The following is a 16,239-nucleotide window of genomic DNA, read 5'->3' as shown; positions in this document are numbered from 1 at the left end:
GAATCCAAGAGTGTGTGATTCCCATCACAGCAAAGAACAATGACCGCCTTGGGTTAAATGTGATCTGCATCACACTATAGACCGGACATTGCCCCGTGATTAGTGTCCGAGGTGCGCTGGCCCAATCCGAAATGTCGGGGCCGCTTGGGCCAGCGCACACCGCTTCCCCTGCCACCTCAGGGAGCCCGATGTCGTAGCAATCGTGCAATTGCGTGGCGACGGTGGCTCAAGACAGGTAGTGCACACGGAGACGGCTGTGGTCTGCCGTGGTGGCCTGACCCAGCCGGTGCGCTACTGCTCACCGTCGATGGCTAGCCCTGGCGGATCCCAGGCAGGGGCAACTCAGGGGTTAGCCGACAGCGCAGTGGGCGCTGAGACAGTCGATGACTGCCTCAGCGCCCACTTGTGCTTCTAGTCGCAGTCAGAGCAGATCGGTGCTTCGTCCGTTCCGCGAGCGCGCTGGCTCTTGTGGTGCACGATGAAGCAGCGCGAACAGGTGAATTCGTCTTTCTGGATCGGGACAACACGAATTTCCAGAGTCTCGTTTGAGAGGTCAGCTCCCGGCAGTTCAATGGACTCAGCGCCCAGGTCATTCTCATCCACCTCAATAGGTGTCTGATTCTCCTTGGCCGCGATTTCCTTCAGGCCCTCGAGGCTTTCCTCTTCATCTGTGTCGTTCTTACGCGGTGCGTCGTAGTCAGTAGCCATGCGGCGAATGTGCTCCCAAATTTCGGTGAATCGTGGTCATGCAAACGCTGGAGGCCAGCTCAATATTCCTCAGGGTCCGGGAGGAGAACTCAGCCTGATCAGCGATAGGCGGCTCACCATAGTGGCAACAAGCCTCCAGGTTCAGGCAGGGTCATGCTGCCTGCGTTCACATGGCGGGCCGTCGCGCACGCTGGTAGGTCGCAAATGTGGACGCAATAGCCCGAAGCGTGATCAGAGCGAGGGCTGCAGCGAAGGCGTTGCAAGTTCCAGGACTGACTCAACTGGAAACACCAGCCAGTTCGCAATCGCGGTGTTGCGAATGTGCTCGTACTCATCCCCGCGCTGCGCCTGGCGATACTCCTCGCACAATTGCTCACTTGGGAATTCAATGATCTGCGTCTCCAAAGGTCCTGCTGATCCGCGCTGGCGGCGCAAGCGCTGAAGGATCCTGGCGCCATAGGACTCCGCGTTGGCCAGCGCGCGATCGGCATACGCCGACAAGAGCAGGTCCTGTCCAGAGTGACTCCATACCAGCACACAGATAGTGACCGGTTTGGTTCCAGGCCTTCTAGCCGCGTGGAAATTTGCGTTGGTGACAACTGAACTTCTAACCGGCTCCTCATAGCAAATCACCATGTTTGAGATCTCATCTGTACCAGACGAAGCCGCGTGCAGGGCATCTGTGCTCGCTCGGTAGTCGTCCAAGACTTCGTGTGAAGGCCAGCGCATGGTGAGTACCTCAAGCGGACCGATCGAACCTTCTTTGCGCCGATAAAGCGACACCGGGGTTCCGCCATAACTGGCCACGACTGTGCTCAGCGACTCGGCAAGTTTGGAGTGCAATTGTTCGTCGGAACCGGGATTGCTCCAGAGCAATGCGCAGATCGTGACTGTCATCGCCCCTCAATCTCGCCGTGAGTTTTCAGGATGCCGGTCTGAGCAGCGTGCGTCAAGAGTCAGAATTGTGCCTAGTTGTTCCAGAATTCCTTGACCATCGCCGCATCGCGCAGACCCTGCTCGAGTCCGTATTCGGCCGCCTGGAAGGCCATCGAGGCATCCATGAAGTTCGGACCCAGCTTTGCAAACACATCCGGGTCGAGCTTGACGATGAGGTGCGGTGTGCCGCTAGCCGCCAGATCAATGACCTCCTGCTCAGGGCCATCGACGACAAGCAGGACCAGGGTCTTGTCGTATCCGATGCCAAGATCGACGCTTGTGGGCGAGAGACATCCACCGTCAACGTAGAAGTTCTTGCCCACTTGAATTGGCGGATAGACACCTGGAACCGCGCAACCTGCGGCCACACCGTTTTGTAAGGAGCCACCCAAGTCGGCTCCGATGGCTTCGAACTCGTAGGTATCAATGTTCAAGCACGCAGCGTGGTACGACGCGGGCCACTCTTCATTGGCGAGGTACTTGAAGGTCCGAAGGAAGGCTTCGAGTTCAATCATCGGTACTGCTGCGCGGGCAGCCTCTGCGATCTCCTTGCGCACCGCGACATCCCCATTACGCCCTGATGCCTGACCACGCTCGAACAGGCCGCGGAAGGAGGATTGATCATCAGAGTCGATGTTGAGCACTGCTGTGGCGCCGCCCGCAGCGGCACGTTTGCCGGCGGCGCGGTAGCGCTCAACCTGCGCCATCATGTCGTGGCCGCAGGCAACCTGGACTCCCACGCCAGCGCCAGCCGAGGTGCCAAGGATGAAGTCCGCGTCGTTCAGCCAGACACCTTGCTGCTGGAGTCCGGCGAACCAGCCCGACTCCCAGGCAGTGCCAACTGATCCTCCGCCACCGCAAATCAACGCTCGACTCATGCCGCACACTCCTTGGATAGGTCTGATCGCACGCTATCCGCAGGCGCCAGTACTCGTGGCCGTTTCCCACAGACTCGGCCGGGATCTGGCCCTAGTAGGGGCGAGGAAGACCAAGGCGCCGAGCCAGGTTATTGCGATAGATCTCGGTCGTGCCGCCGTAGATGGCCGAGCCGGGTGCGTGCTGTCGCTCGCTGGCGATGATCCCCGCAGCGATGCTGCCATCGACTCCAAAATCAAGGATGCCCTCCGGGGCGGCCATGTCTGCAAGCCGGTCAGCATTGACGGCCAAGGCTTCAGCCGCCATCGGCTTGCCAAGTTCACCCGCAGCGTTCCAGCACACCTCGAGGTCAAGCATCGCTTCAGCCAGTGCCATGCGAACCAGCGGATCATCCAGACGCGAGCGACCATCTGCACTCTTACGAGATGCGGCCCAGTCGATCGCACCGTCAATCAGCTTCTCGAAAGTGCGAGAGAAGCCGGCACCCATGGAGCCGTTGATCGGCACCACACCCTCGGTCTCCACTCCGGCACCGTGCTCGGTTGCCAGTGGAGTCGACATCACGCTCCAGCCCTCATTGACTGGGCCAATGCGGTAGTTGTCGGAGATTGTGACGTCTGAGTAGAAGGTGACGTTGGTGCGGCCACCGCCCAGAATCCACACGGGGGTGGCTTCGACACCAGGTGCATCCATCGGCACCAGGAACATGGTCAGCGTGCGGTGCTTCTCCTCAATCGAGCCAGTGCGGGCAAGCAGGAATACGTAGTCGGACTCATTGCCCCACGTGGTCCACATCTTCTGACCGTTGATGACCCACACGTCACCGTCTTGGACAGCTCGAGTCTTCGCAGCTGCGATGTCAGAGCCGTTGTCCGGCTCTGAATAGCCCAGACATGTCGTCAATTCGCCACTGCGGATACCCGGAAGGATGTTCTCCTTCAACCACGCCGATCCATGCTGTTCAAGAGTTGGTATCAGCAAGGAGTTACTGGCGTTGTTGGCGATGTAGAACTCCTCGAAGAGTGCGGTGATGATCTCCTGCTCGATCTCACCCAAGCCCGCGCCGCCCAGACCCTCCGGCAACTCAGGATGCACCCATCCACGCTTGGCCATCGCCATGCGCACATGTTCTGGTGAACGATCGTGGTCGAGAGCAATGTGGGCGTAGTTGGGCGTCCAACTCGTGGCGAGAAGGTCGCGAATCTCCTTCTCAAAGGCCTGCTGCTCTGCGGTGAGCTCTACCTGACTGAAGTCCATTTCTTTGACCTATCCCTTCACTGCTGCATTGTTCTCGTGCCAGCGTGCCCGTTCACCTGCGCGCCGATCAATTGCCCTGCCAATGTCCTGCAACTCACGACGTACGCCGCCACCGACAAGTGACCATGACGAAGCCTTGCGATAGAACAGGCTGACGTCAGCTTCAAGAGTGATGCCCATCCCTCCGTGCACATGCACTGCTGTTGCCGTGCTCCGCAGAACTGCGCGAGTTGCCTGGGCCATTGCCATTGCAGCGAGTTCAGGGCGAAACTCCGGCTCATTCTCGGTAAGCCAGGCGGCCTTCAATGTCATGTTGCGCGAGGTCAGTTCGTCCATGTGCATATCGACGAGATCGTGCGAGATCGCCTGGAAGGAAGCGATGCGCACACCAAAGGCCTGACGCTCGACCGAATAGGCGCGAGCAATCTCACCGGACACCGCCAGAATGCCTACAAGCGAAGCCGCGGTAGCGATTCGCCACTCGCGGTGGGCCAGGTCCCAGTGGCTTGCCGCTGATTCACCTTCAAGCAGAGTTTCCACGCGCACTGCCGCGTCGCTGGGATCCCACCAGGCAACGGGCGAGCAGCCTTCGTTGGGTGCCTGTGAAGCGCGCGCATCGCGCGTCATGAGCACGAGTGCACCGTCTTTGAGGGCAAGCACTGCCGTAGCAAGCGCGCCGCTGGGAACCAGCTCAGCACCCAGCTCCCATGTGGAGATCGGTGCGATGCTGAGGATGGTCTCACCCGCCAGACACGACTCCCAGTCAAGTCCGCCCAACTCAACACCGTCTTCGATCAGCCGTCCCAAGGCGCGCATCGCAACCACGTGATCAAGCATCGGCACAGGCGCAGCCGTCCGGCCAATCTCAATGCCAGTCAGCACAAGTTCAATGAGACCGCCTCCATCGCCCCCGACTGCAGTGGGCAGCGAGATGCTGAGCAGACCGTTATCACGGACCGTCTTCCACAGATCCTCGTCGAACCCGAGGGGCTCAGCATTTCGAACGACGGAAATTGGCGACTGCTCGCTGAACAGGCTGCGCAGCATTGCCACGAGCTGATCCTGCTCGTCGCTCAGTGTGTAGTCATTGCGACGCAATGTGGTGGTCACGGTTCCTCCAGAAGGTGCTCAGACGTGATGGTGGGCGCCTGGCGAACGAGAGCATTCAACCACTCAACCGACTGCTTTCGTGAACGAACCAGAGATGGACGATCAGACACCTGCAGCGGGGGTGTCCAACGAAGGCTCAATCAGCGTTGTGGATCTCCTGCATCACTAACTCAACTGCTTGCGCTGGCTCGAGCAGGTGCATGTCTGTCAGGCGTTCGAAAGGGCGATCGCGATGAGATATCTGCGAATCGTTGGTGACGAATATGTCGGCGCCATGGCGCACAGCCTTGGCGACCTGCATTGCTTTGTCAGTGGCGGGGAACGTTGCAATATGGCCATCAAGCTCAGGATGCAGCAGTCCGTATACGAATGAGTACAGATCGACATCGACCTCGTACTCGTCAGCAATTGTGCAATTCGGCAGCGAGGTCTGTTCACTCGACACCATCAGGCGGATGAGTCCCTCATCATGGAGCAAGCCAAGGGCAGCTATCTCAAGGGAGTCACTGGCGCATGCATCGCTGTCAACAAAGAGCAGCATTTGGTAAGCCACTGCGAGTCGGTGAATTGGCGTTGGTTGCCGTTCACTTGTCATCGGGCACCTCCCAAGCTGTCCGGCTTCCACTATCGCCGCACTCCTGCAGGAAGTCGCCTTTCGACGAGCATCTGCGACACAAATGGGACCGGGGCAGATACTCAGGAAACGTGGGGTGGTGCAGCTACATCAGTTGTTCGCGACGCCGCGATTTCTGCGTGTACATCAATCGATCTGCTTCAGCCACGGCCGAGTCAAAAGCGGAACCAATGTTCCATTCTGCAACGCCAAAGGAGTGGGCAATCGGAATGCGAAATTTCAAGCGGCGCATGAGTCCTTCCGCCCCGGCAATATCTGTGCGCGGCAAGATGAGCAGGAACTCATCGCCGCCGCTGCGCACAGCAATGTCATCTGGACGCATCATGTTGCGTAATCCATCACTGAAATCGCGCAAGATGGCATCACCTGCTTGATGCCCTCGTTGATCGTTGATGGTTTTGAAGGCATCAAGATCAATCACCACCAGACTGCGCGGGGTAGTAACCTGGCCCGCCGAAGCCTGAGCTTCAAGCACGACTTCAAGCCCCTTTCGGTTGATCAGTCCGGTGAGCGGATCAACCATGATCAACATCTGCATCCGGCGCATGATCAGACTCAGCACAACGCCGAAAGCCAAAGTGGACAGCGAGACGACGATCCACAGCGGTAGCAGCTCGCCGAGTTGTTCCATCAGGATCAAGGTCACCAGATAGCTGATAGACGTGAATGCAACCTCGGCAATGGTGAAGCGCCAAGAAAACCAGCAGGCGGTGTAGCAGGCCAAAGCCATGAATCCCCAGGCCAGTGTGGCTGCCACCAGAACAGAGGGAGCGGTGTACGACATGACGCACAGGCCCAGGATCCCGACTACGACTTGGATTTTGAGAAACCACTGAGGAGTCCGCGCAGCCATGACCCACAGAGCAATGAAGGAGGCCACGCTGAACACGACGATCACCCAGCGGCTGTACTCGGCTTGGGTATCGACGATTCCGGTGGCCAGCGGGGACAAGATCTTCACTGTGCTGAAGGCCAGCCACAGCATGATCATCCAGACGCGTCCTGGGAATCGGCCAAGAGGCAGGCTGCTGCGCGCGTTTCCGCGGTCATCAAAGTCAGCGAGGAAGGATCCGCCTTTGGCCATACGAGCACAGTACTTCTGAATTGTTTTCACGAGTGCACGCCTGTGATCCCAGTTGCGCGTGTTCCAATGGCTGCCCGCCGACATATCCTCTTCAAGTGCGCATCAGCCGGCTACTGGCCCTCACTCTTGGATTCACGCTGATGTCCACGTCCGCACAGGCTGTGCCCACGATCATGCGCGGGACCCCGGCTTTGGGAGACAGCCACACTGCGCAGATCATTGTGATGGGTGCTGACTCGCGCACCTACGACTCCTGCAGCGCTGCAGTCTGGAAACCTCGGGTCTTGATCACAGCGGCGCACTGCGTCACAGATCAGGGCTCCAATCAAGCCGTCGCCGCCAATCGGGTCTTCGTCTTGAATCCGGGGGCCGCGGGACCATCAGTGACGAGCAACGGCCCAGATGGCGGCTCAAGGGTGCGCGTGGTGAACATCGCCCTTGGCGCGGCGTTCGTCCATACATCTCAATTTGTCGCAGGCAATGACATTGCCGTGCTCGTGCTTGACTCCGACATCGCCGCATCCCCGTTCACTCGTCTTGCGGACCGCACCGAGATCCAGAAGCTGGTTGATAGCAAGGCGCAGACCAGCATCGTCGGCTACGGCAAGACGAGCACTACAGATCTGGGTCGACCATTTCCTCGGTCGGGCTTGTTCACGCTGAGTGAAGTCGAAGCGAACCGGAGGGGCACCGATGGCTTGGTCATCTGGTCAACACCTGTAGATGCCTCCGACACCTGCCCCGGCGACAGCGGAGCCCCACAATTCATCACCACCGCCGAGCGCACACTTCTGATCGGCGAAGTGGCGGGAGGCAACTGCACGGGGCAGTCCCGCACGGCCCAAGGCTTCGTGGCGATCTCCTATCTCGGCCTGCTCAACTCTGCCCTCGCCTCAGCGGGATACCCCACGATCCCAAGTGCCCCGACATCTGTGACCAGCACGTCGTTGGATGGCATCGACACCCTCTGGTGGTCAGCTCCGGTCATCGCGCCGGAGTCCGTCACCGGTTACGAAGTGCGCGATGCCGCAGGCACAATCGTCTGCACGTCAACACAGCCATACTGCAGCTTTCCTCATACTGATGCTCCCACCTTGCGCAGCGTAAATTCGCAGGGCGAAGGCGACGCAACTGCCGTACCTGCTGCAGCCGCGGTCGTGCCAGCGACCCCGAGAATGGTGCAGTCAGGATCTCGCATTCGATTCACTGTGCAGCCGCTGGACTACCCAGTGGTCACGGGCTATCGAATCATTGATCAGCTGGGACGCGTTGCCTGCCGCATTGTTGATCCGACCGTGACGCTCTCGTGTTCGACCAAGCCACTCAAGGGCAACTACCGCTTCACTGTCAGTGCGACAACTCCGCAGGGTCGCACTCCCGAATCAGCTCCTACCCGAGTGATCCGCATCAATCGCTGACTACGAATGGCCGGATCCGTCGCTATGCGACTCAAGGGCCAATCGCCGAATTTCGAGCTGTTCCAGCATTGGCCGAACAATTCCGTCAGGCAATCCTTCCTGCGTACGGATGCGCAGGAGTTCCTCCTGCTCTGCACGCAGCATCAGTCGCGCCAGATGTCTGCCCAGATTGGTGCGCTCATCTGCCACATCGACATCCGATTCCTCAAGAGCTTCCATGCGCATATTGATGTCGCGCTTCAAGGGCTCAATCACGTTACGGGGAAGTGGATCGCCCTGCAGGGCTGATTGCTCCACGGCTTCTTCCAATTGCGCGGCTGCGGCGTGGGCGAGGGCGATGTCAACTCGTCGAATCAGAACCGAGTCGTCGGCCGGCTGCACCTTCAGTAGACGCGCCAGTGGGCCCATGGTTGAAGACAGCAGCAAGGTGACCACGACGACACCGAATGTCGTCGCCAGGATCAGATTGCGAAATGGCAATGGTGCGCCTGAGTCCAAGGTGAGCGGAATGGAGAAGGCCGCCATGCCTGAAACCGGGCCACGTGCGCCTGACCAGGCCGCGACCAGAACCACGCGCCAATCGCCTTCCTGACGATCCTTGCTCGCGCCGAGCATCGTCATCACAAAAACGACTCGACTCAGGATCAAGGCCAGCACGATGACAACGATCAGCAGGCCAACCTGCTCACGCTCCTGGACAGACAGCGCATGGAAGGTGTCCGGCAGCTCAATACCGACGAGAAAGAAGGCCAATGCCTTGAGGATGAACGTGACATGGCGCCAAAGCGCCGCACCATCGAGCCGGCTCTCCTGCCGGGAGTCGGAAGTCTGGCTGTGTGCGACAAACAGCGCTGCGACGACCACAGCGAGGATTCCAGAACCCTCGAAATGCTCGGCGCCGTAATAGAGAAAGAAGGGCGCGATCAACGTGAGGCTGTTCGCGGCAATTGCATCGTTGCTGTGCGCAATGACCCACGAAAGAATCCACCCACCTACCAAGCCAATGCCGACACCCACGCTGACTGCCAACAAGAAGACCCAGCCAACCTCGGCGATGGTGATCGTTCCGGCTGTGGCAGCCACGACGGCGACACGCAAGGCCGTGAGTCCGGTGCCATCGTTGACCAGGCTTTCGCCTTCAAGAATTGAGATGGCCCATCGCGGAAGTCGGACCTTGCGCGCGATCGAGCTCACGGCAACGGCATCGGTTGGCGCGAGCACCGCACCAAGGGCGCAGGCCAGGGCGATCGGCATTCCCACCATGGCATGCGCGATGAACGCAACAAGAAGCGTGGTAATCACGACCAGACCGACGGCCAGGTACATCACTTGTTTACGAACGCGCCGGATGTCCAGATAGGAGGAACCAAGAGCCTCGCCAAAGACCAACGGCGCCAGTATCACTATCAGCACGAGTCCGGGATCTGGTGGAGCATCAGGCCCCACGGGCAAGAGGCTGACGAGAACGCCGACACCCATGACAGGCAGGGCCATGCTGTAACCACGTTGCCGCACAAGCGCAGCGACGATGAGGGCAACGACAGCAGCACTGGCGAACCAGGTCAGGTCACTTTGCACCCTGCCCCCTACATATCGGCGAGCGAACCATCTAGCCGATCAGGATGGGAGAACTCGCGGCTTGCAGAGCCACCTCTTGAGTTGGACCACTCGACGGTTGAGGGGCGAAGATTGTCTCGACGCGCTGCTTCAAGTCAAACAGTGCAGGCACCGGGACCGCGGCTTTCATCAAAGGCTCGGCTGCTTCGAAGGTGCTGTTGATCAGGGGCTGGGTCTTGAACAGCAGGGTCGGATCATCTGTGGCTTTCTCCATGTATTCCAGCCACGCACGATTATGCGCGAGATAGGCGCGCTGGGCCTTCTTGATATCGCCATGCCAAGGCAGAACGGTCACCGCCGCTACCTCTTCACCAGCGGCGCCGATGGCGAAGGTGCCGGCATAGGCAGCCTCTGAAAGCGCATCAGAGGCTTTCTCCTCCTCAGCTGGTGCCAGCTTTCCATTGGCCCCGTACTGCTTGATGATCGCCTGGATCTGCTCGTCGGTCCACTCCATAGCTGATTCAGAGTCCTCGACTGCGCCTACGAGAGCCTTCATCTCAAGATTGCGCGAGGTCCAATCCCCAACGATCAAGCCAAATCCGAGCAAGGTCGTCAGAAAGACTGCGAATCCGAGCAGGGGAGGCAGCCAGCGGGAGAGCTTCACCGCCTCATCATCCCTCATGGCTGGCCTTGGACGAGTACTCACATACCGACTAACGTGCGTTTCATGCTGACATCCGCAGCTGATCAGCCATATGAACTTCTGGTTGCCCGGATAGCAGAGCAGTACGCAAGCATCCCTGAGGGAACCACAGTCAGATTGGCAAAGCGGACCTCGAACCTGTTTCGTCCACGGGTCGCGATGCGCAGCCCGGGCCTGGACGTCACCTCCTTTGACGGCGTGCTGCAGATCGACCCTGACGCCCGAACTGCTGATGTGCTGGGCATGACGACCTATGAGCACTTGGTCGCCGCGACCCTGCCCTTGGGGCTGATGCCGATGTGTGTTCCACAGCTCCGCACGATCACCCTCGGCGGCGCAGTCACGGGGCTGGGCATCGAAGCTGCAAGTTTCCGGCACGGCAGCCCGCACGAGTCCGTGATTGAGATGGACATTCTCACCGGCACCGGTGAGGTGCTCACCGTCAGCGGATCAGCTGATGATCCTCACCGCGATCTGTTCTTCGGCTTTCCCAATTCCTACGGCTCCCTTGGCTACGCGCTACGCCTGCGGATCGAGCTCGAACCCGCGCTTGCATATGTTCACCTTCGCCATCTGCCTTTTGCCTCGGCCGAGCAGTTGACTGACGCAATAGTCGAGATCACTGAGTCGCACATGTTCCAAGGGTGCCGGGTTGATTTTCTGGATGGCACGGTGTTCAGCGAGCGCGAGCACTACCTGACTCTGGGAACCATGTGCAGCGAACTGCCGGCCGGCGCTCGTGTCAGCGACTACTCCGGGCAGCACATCTACTACCGGTCCATTCAGTCTCGCGAGCAGGACTACCTCACCATTCACGACTACTTGTGGCGGTGGGATACAGATTGGTTCTGGTGTTCGCGCGCCTTCGGGGCGCAACAGCCGCTGATCCGCAGACTCTGGCCGAAATCAAAATTGCGCAGCGATGTCTACTGGAAATTCATTGCTCTCGATCATCGCTACGACATAGCCGGCACACTCAATCGCCTGCGGGGTAAGGCGCAGCGCGAGGCAGTCGTGCAAGACATTGAGGTGCCGATCAATCGACTTCAGGAATTTCTAGAGTTCTTCCATGAAGTAGTCGGCATCAGCCCCATCTGGATCTGCCCGCTGAAGCAACGCGACCCAAAAGCCGTTTGGCCGCTGTACGAATTCGAGGCGGACACCACGTACGTGAACGTCGGCTTCTGGTCCAGCGTGCCTGTTGAGCCAGGTGTTGATCCAAAATCGGGATTGCGCAATCGCCAAATCGAAGCCAAGGTGACTGAACTGGGAGGCCGGAAGTCTCTTTATTCGACCGCGTTCTACGATCGGTCCACGTTTTGGACGATCTACGGGGGGACACAGTACCCAGCGCTTAAGGCACGGTACGACCCTGCAGGACGACTGCTCGGACTGTACGAAAAGGTGGTGGAACAGCGATGACACTCTCTCAAGTCTTTGCCACGATCGTGCCGGAGGAACGCGGGGTTGCGTTCCGGGCCTTTGATGGATCAACTGCGGGACCACCCGACGCAGAGGTCACCCTCGAACTGCGAAGTCCTCGCGGCGCGCAATACATCGCCACGGAAAGGTCCCAACTAGGCCTGGCACGCGCTTATGTCAGCGGCGATCTGGAGATCATCGGTGATACCTACAAAGCCCTGTCAAGGCTGTACCCCCTCGACACTTCGCATCTTGGAGTGAAGGAGAAGGCGCGCCTGGCCAAGGAACTCCTGCCCTACGTGCTCTCTCGGCCGTCACCTCCGCCGCAGGAGCGCAAACTTTCAGGCAGACGTCACTCAAAGCACCGTGATGCGGACGCCATCCATCACCACTATGACGTCTCGAACACGTTCTACAGCTGGGTACTGGGTCCATCCATGGCCTACACGTGCGCGGTCTTCCCGAATGAACAGACAAGCCTTGAGCACGCGCAGGAGACCAAATTCGACCTGGTCTGCCGCAAGCTCGGGCTACAGCCGGGCATGCGTCTGCTCGACGTGGGTTGCGGGTGGGGTGGAATGCTCCTTCACGCCGTGAAGCACTACGGCGTGAAGGCCATCGGCGTAACCCTGTCAAAGCAGCAGGCTGATTGGGGGCAGCGGGCCATCATCGATGCCGGGCTCGGCCAATCGGCCGAGATTCGATTCAGCGACTACCGCGACGTAGCCGAAACGCAATTCGATGCGATCTCATCAATTGGACTCACCGAGCACATCGGTCGAGCGAACTACCCGTCGTACTTCGCCTTCATGTTCAGCAAACTGCGTGAGGGCGGCCGCATGCTGAATCACACCATCACTCGCCCAAATGACCAAGCGCCCTCGCACCACCGCACGTCCTTCATCAATCGCTACGTCTTTCCTGATGGAGAGTTGTCAGGTCCCGGACACATCATCAGCACGATGAACAACGCCGGCTTCGAGATCCGCCACGAAGAAAACTTGCGCGAGCACTACTCGCTCACTCTCAAGCACTGGTGTGACAACCTTGAAGCACACTGGGATGAGGCGGTAGCCGAAGCTGGGCTCGGTACCGCACGCGTGTGGCGCCTGTATATGGCAGCCTCACGCCTGGGATTCGATCTGAACACGATCCAGTTGCATCAGACTCTTGGTGTGAAACTCTCACAGGGGTACCGATCAGGAGTGCCGCTGCGCATGCAGCTCGATGTCGCTTGATCAGGCTTGCAGCTGAACCAAGACGTGCTGCGCCACATCATCGTTGATCTCCGCGTACTCGCCACTGATCCCGATGTGGATGCCACCAACGGTCCGGTTCGCGACAACAGTTGCGCCCGGGGTTGCCCCAACGCGGCGCAGTTGCGCCATAGCAAAGGCATCTTCTTGGACCGGCTCGGCTAGCCGGCGCACTTTTACGCGTTGCACCTCAGGCGTGACCACCTCGCTGAGCGAGAGCAGTCCGATGGGGTCTTCAACCGCAGTTGCAGAATCCGGCGTCAGAAAGTCAAGCCCAGGGATGGGGTTTCCGTAGGGCGACTCAGTGGGGTGGCCCAGGATTTCAAGGAGACGCAACTCAACCGTCTCACTCATCACATGCTCCCAGCGGCAGGCCTCGATGTGGACGTCCTCCCAGGGGAGCCCGAGCACTGACACGAGCAGGCATTCGGCAAGCCGGTGCTTGCGCATCACGCGCACAGCAGCATCGCGGCCCTCATCGGTGAATTGCAGTTGGCGATCCGCAGTGACCACGACCAGTCCGTCACGTTCCATGCGCGCTACCGTCTGTGAAACGGTCGGTCCACTTTGATGCAGACGCTCGGTGATGCGGGCTCGCATTGGGGCGATGCCTTCTTCTTCAAGCTCAAAGATTGTGCGGAGATACATTTCGGTCGTGTCAATCAGGGCAGTCACATTGCCCCTTCCTGCTCGCCGGCATGTGTTGTAAGGCAAACCTAAGCCTATGTCAGCAGGGCAAGGTCTCCGGACACCCACGTGCGTTCTACGCTGCACAGATGCCCGCGATCATGTGGTTTCGCCGTGATCTACGTCTTCGCGACAATCCGGCATTGAATGCGGCACTGGATGCAAGTTCAGAAGGCGTGATCCCTCTTTTCGTCCTTGACCCCAAGCTGTGGGAAGCATCGGGGACCGCGCGTCAGGCCTATCTTCTGGCTTCGCTTGAATCTCTCAACACGAGCCTGGGTGGCCTCCTGCATGTGCGAAGAGGCGATCCGCAGGCAGTGATTCCAGAACTCGCCAAGTCCCTGGGCGCACCCAGCGTGCACATCGCTGAGGACTTCGGACCGTACGGACGTGTCCGCGACGTGAATGTTGAGGCTCGGCTCGGCGCGACGGCCTTGGTCCGCACTGGATCTTCATACGCCGTTTCTCCTGGGCGAGTGACGAAAGCAGATGGCTCGCCATACCGCGTCTTTACTCCCTTCCACCGCGCATGGCTCGAGCACGGTTGGCGCGGGCCAGCCCATGCGAACGGCTCGCACTTCATCTCCGCTGGCGATGGGGATCCATTGCCAGCAAGGCCCATTTTGCGCGAGGGTCTCACGCTCCCGCCCGCAGGAGAGCCTGCGGCTTGGGATCAGTGGCACCGCTTTCGGGAGCACCACTTGAGCGGCTATGCCAGCCAGCGCGATCGCGCCGATCTGTCAGCAAGCAGCGCGATGAGTCAGTACCTTCGTTGGGGAGAAATCCACCCGCGCTCCATGCTCAGCCAACTCGGGGATGGCGATGCAACGTTCCGCAAGGAATTGTGCTGGCGGGAGTTCTACGCAGATGTGCTCCTTCACTCCCCCGCTTCAGCGCACGAGTCTCTTGATTCACGCTTCGATGCCATGCCTTGGGCACACGGCCCCGACGCTGATCTGGCGTTCGAACGATGGAGCCTTGGAATGACTGGCTATCCATTTGTCGATGCAGGCATGCGCCAACTGCGTGCCGAAGCCTGGATGCACAACCGAGTGCGCATGGTGGCCGCGAGTTTCCTGGTCAAGGACCTGCACTTGCCCTGGCAGTTGGGTGCTGGATGGTTCATGAAGGAACTGCGCGACGCCGATCTGGCAAGCAATGCGCACGGTTGGCAGTGGGTGGCCGGCTGCGGTACCGACGCCGCCCCGTTCTACCGAGTGTTCAACCCGGTACTGCAGGGGCTCAAGTTCGATCCTGACGGGGATTATGTCCGTCGGTATGTGCCAGAGCTTGCCCACCTCTCTGGTCCTGCGGCCCACGAGCCCTGGAAGTTCAACGACGGGTACGCGGCTGGCTATCCGGCCCGATGCGTTGACCATGCAGCGGAGCGGCTGGTGGCATTGGAGGACTACGCAACTATTCGGCAGCCGACCAGTCACTGACACGTACGATGTGGCCCCATGCCCACCTTTTCCGTCGTCTCGATGAAGGGTGGAGTGGGCAAGACCTCCGTCACACTCGGACTGGCGAGCGCTGCCTGGGCTCGTGGTCATCGGGTGCTCGTTGTCGATCTGGACCCGCAAGCCAACGCCACAATGGGATTGCATGTCGAGAATCCACTGTTCACCATCAATGACGTGCTCGCTGACGCTCGACCTGGCATCGCGGTGGATGCGGTCACGCACTCACCGTGGGGCAAGAAGGTGCATGTGCTTGCGGCCGAACGGGCCCTTGAACACCGCAACACAGTTGAAGGGCGCCACTCCTCTCTGAGACTTCGAGCGAGTCTGGCAAGCCTTCCTCGCTCATATGACCTGGTACTGATCGATTGCCCGCCCTCACTTGGCGAACTCACTCGCAATGCCTTGAGTGCAAGTGATTGCGCGGTAATTGTCACCGAACCCGGCTTCTTTGCCTTGCGGGGAGCAGAGCAGGCAATCGAGGCTGCTGAAGTCATCCGCAGCTCAACGAACCCATTGATGCGGCCCGCTTCCATCGTCGTGAACAAAGCGCGGCCCTCAGTTGCCGAACAGCGCATGCGCATTGAAGAGCTACGTGTCTCATATGGCGATCTGGTCAGTGATCACGTCATCCCTGAGCGCAATGCGATTCAGCAAGCCGAGGCGGCCGGTATGCCCATCCATGCCTGGGATTCACCTGCCGGCACTGAACTGGCCCGCATCTTCGATTGTCTCTACGACGAACTCATGCCCGCCCTTCGCGTAACGGAGATCCAAAGATGAGCGATGCCAAGCCGGAGTTCGACTCGACCCCACGCGTAGCCCTGTCTCGTGCAAGCGATGCCGTGTGGCACCCCACCTTGCCGCGCGATGTCGGCGAGCGAGCCCCCCTGAACTCTGGAAACACTTCTGATGCCCTGCTTGGCCCCAAGGAGGACAAGCTGGTCGAACTGAGCATCGAGATCCCTAAATCCATCCGCAAAGCCCTTCGCGCAGAGGCTTTGGACCGTGGAATGAGCGTGGATGCCCTTGTCGCCATGCTGGCGCGCACCTATCTGAAGCGCTGAACCCAGCGCACCTCTGCAGTCCCTAGACTCAGCCCTGCGCCCACCACGGGCGCCTCATCCGCGG

Annotated in this window: 16 protein-coding genes; 6 read left to right on the top strand and 10 right to left on the bottom strand. The window is 59.6% G+C overall.

Features of this window, described 5'->3' with window-relative positions; genetic code table 11:
• Positions 1 to 411: 411 nt before the first annotated feature.
• From Q8M73_00690 to Q8M73_00660, 7 genes are all read right to left on the bottom strand, one after another.
• The gene (locus Q8M73_00690; GenBank protein MDP2287072.1) at positions 412 to 708 is read right to left on the bottom strand and encodes a DUF4193 domain-containing protein; all 297 of its coding nucleotides are present in this window, start codon (positions 706 to 708) and stop codon (positions 412 to 414) included.
• 231 nt (positions 709 to 939) lie between these two features.
• A complete protein-coding gene (locus tag Q8M73_00685) occupies positions 940 to 1,605 on the bottom strand; it encodes a hypothetical protein (protein MDP2287071.1) in 666 nt (221 codons plus the stop codon).
• 71 nt (positions 1,606 to 1,676) lie between these two features.
• The gene (locus Q8M73_00680; GenBank protein MDP2287070.1) at positions 1,677 to 2,522 is read right to left on the bottom strand and encodes a patatin-like phospholipase family protein; all 846 of its coding nucleotides are present in this window, start codon (positions 2,520 to 2,522) and stop codon (positions 1,677 to 1,679) included.
• Between the two features lie 91 nt (positions 2,523 to 2,613).
• Positions 2,614 to 3,777 (bottom strand): acyl-CoA dehydrogenase family protein, encoded by a 1,164-nt coding sequence (locus tag Q8M73_00675; protein ID MDP2287069.1) that lies wholly within the window; start codon positions 3,775 to 3,777, stop codon positions 2,614 to 2,616.
• 9 nt (positions 3,778 to 3,786) lie between these two features.
• Positions 3,787 to 4,887 (bottom strand): acyl-CoA dehydrogenase, encoded by a 1,101-nt coding sequence (locus Q8M73_00670; protein MDP2287068.1) that lies wholly within the window; start codon positions 4,885 to 4,887, stop codon positions 3,787 to 3,789.
• A 136-nt stretch (positions 4,888 to 5,023) separates the two neighbouring features.
• The gene (locus tag Q8M73_00665) at positions 5,024 to 5,482 is read right to left on the bottom strand and encodes a hypothetical protein (protein ID MDP2287067.1); all 459 of its coding nucleotides are present in this window, start codon (positions 5,480 to 5,482) and stop codon (positions 5,024 to 5,026) included.
• A gap of 124 nt (positions 5,483 to 5,606) precedes the next feature.
• Entirely contained in the window at positions 5,607 to 6,635 is a 1,029-nt protein-coding gene (locus Q8M73_00660; GenBank protein ID MDP2287066.1) for a GGDEF domain-containing protein, read from the bottom strand.
• 65 nt (positions 6,636 to 6,700) lie between these two features.
• On the opposite strand from Q8M73_00660, the gene Q8M73_00655 reads away from it, so the two are divergent.
• Complete coding sequence (locus Q8M73_00655; protein ID MDP2287065.1) at positions 6,701 to 8,023, top strand: trypsin-like serine protease; 1,323 nt, start codon at positions 6,701 to 6,703, stop codon at positions 8,021 to 8,023.
• On the opposite strand, the gene Q8M73_00650 is transcribed toward Q8M73_00655, so the two are convergent.
• Both Q8M73_00650 and Q8M73_00645 read right to left on the bottom strand, forming a co-directional pair.
• Complete coding sequence (locus Q8M73_00650) at positions 8,024 to 9,601, bottom strand: cation:proton antiporter (protein ID MDP2287064.1); 1,578 nt, start codon at positions 9,599 to 9,601, stop codon at positions 8,024 to 8,026.
• 31 nt (positions 9,602 to 9,632) lie between these two features.
• Entirely contained in the window at positions 9,633 to 10,262 is a 630-nt protein-coding gene (locus tag Q8M73_00645) for a hypothetical protein (protein ID MDP2287063.1), read from the bottom strand.
• 45 nt (positions 10,263 to 10,307) lie between these two features.
• On the opposite strand from Q8M73_00645, the gene Q8M73_00640 reads away from it, so the two are divergent.
• The gene (locus Q8M73_00640) at positions 10,308 to 11,705 is read left to right on the top strand and encodes an FAD-binding oxidoreductase (GenBank protein ID MDP2287062.1); all 1,398 of its coding nucleotides are present in this window, start codon (positions 10,308 to 10,310) and stop codon (positions 11,703 to 11,705) included.
• A complete protein-coding gene (locus tag Q8M73_00635; protein MDP2287061.1) occupies positions 11,702 to 12,943 on the top strand; it encodes a class I SAM-dependent methyltransferase in 1,242 nt (413 codons plus the stop codon). Before Q8M73_00640 ends, Q8M73_00635 begins: the two co-directional genes overlap by 4 nt.
• Here Q8M73_00635 and Q8M73_00630 read toward each other — a convergent pair whose 3' ends face one another.
• A complete protein-coding gene (locus Q8M73_00630; GenBank protein ID MDP2287060.1) occupies positions 12,944 to 13,636 on the bottom strand; it encodes a metal-dependent transcriptional regulator in 693 nt (230 codons plus the stop codon).
• Between the two features lie 101 nt (positions 13,637 to 13,737).
• Here Q8M73_00630 and Q8M73_00625 point away from each other — a divergent pair, with 101 nt between their 5' ends.
• From Q8M73_00625 to Q8M73_00615, 3 genes are read left to right on the top strand one after another with little or no spacing between them, the layout of a single operon-like run.
• Positions 13,738 to 15,090, top strand: a complete 1,353-nt coding sequence (locus Q8M73_00625) for a deoxyribodipyrimidine photo-lyase (GenBank protein ID MDP2287059.1) — start codon at positions 13,738 to 13,740, stop codon at positions 15,088 to 15,090.
• 18 nt (positions 15,091 to 15,108) lie between these two features.
• Positions 15,109 to 15,891, top strand: coding sequence for a ParA family protein (locus Q8M73_00620; GenBank protein ID MDP2287058.1), 783 nt, complete (start codon positions 15,109 to 15,111; stop codon positions 15,889 to 15,891).
• Positions 15,888 to 16,175 (top strand): hypothetical protein, encoded by a 288-nt coding sequence (locus Q8M73_00615; protein MDP2287057.1) that lies wholly within the window; start codon positions 15,888 to 15,890, stop codon positions 16,173 to 16,175. The genes Q8M73_00620 and Q8M73_00615 overlap by 4 nt, the downstream gene beginning before the upstream one ends.
• Positions 16,176 to 16,239 lie beyond the last annotated feature (64 nt).

Source organism: Actinomycetota bacterium, from assembly GCA_030684515.1.
Taxonomy (GTDB): domain Bacteria; phylum Actinomycetota; class Actinomycetes; order S36-B12; family S36-B12; genus UBA11398.
The sequence above is the reverse complement of the archived record's forward strand: the minus strand, read 5'-3'. Positions and strand labels throughout refer to the sequence as shown.

Coding starts and splice junctions, on each gene's coding strand:
- Q8M73_00645 (MDP2287063.1), bottom strand. CDS start 10,262: ATGAGGGATGATGAGGCGGTGAAGCTCTCCCGCTGGCTGCCTCCCCTG.
- Q8M73_00640 (MDP2287062.1), top strand. CDS start 10,308: ATGCTGACATCCGCAGCTGATCAGCCATATGAACTTCTGGTTGCCCGG.
- Q8M73_00620 (MDP2287058.1), top strand. CDS start 15,109: ATGCCCACCTTTTCCGTCGTCTCGATGAAGGGTGGAGTGGGCAAGACC.
- Q8M73_00690 (MDP2287072.1), bottom strand. CDS start 708: ATGGCTACTGACTACGACGCACCGCGTAAGAACGACACAGATGAAGAG.
- Q8M73_00615 (MDP2287057.1), top strand. CDS start 15,888: ATGAGCGATGCCAAGCCGGAGTTCGACTCGACCCCACGCGTAGCCCTG.
- Q8M73_00675 (MDP2287069.1), bottom strand. CDS start 3,777: ATGGACTTCAGTCAGGTAGAGCTCACCGCAGAGCAGCAGGCCTTTGAG.
- Q8M73_00685 (MDP2287071.1), bottom strand. CDS start 1,605: ATGACAGTCACGATCTGCGCATTGCTCTGGAGCAATCCCGGTTCCGAC.
- Q8M73_00625 (MDP2287059.1), top strand. CDS start 13,738: ATGCCCGCGATCATGTGGTTTCGCCGTGATCTACGTCTTCGCGACAAT.
- Q8M73_00680 (MDP2287070.1), bottom strand. CDS start 2,522: ATGAGTCGAGCGTTGATTTGCGGTGGCGGAGGATCAGTTGGCACTGCC.
- Q8M73_00665 (MDP2287067.1), bottom strand. CDS start 5,482: ATGACAAGTGAACGGCAACCAACGCCAATTCACCGACTCGCAGTGGCT.
- Q8M73_00635 (MDP2287061.1), top strand. CDS start 11,702: ATGACACTCTCTCAAGTCTTTGCCACGATCGTGCCGGAGGAACGCGGG.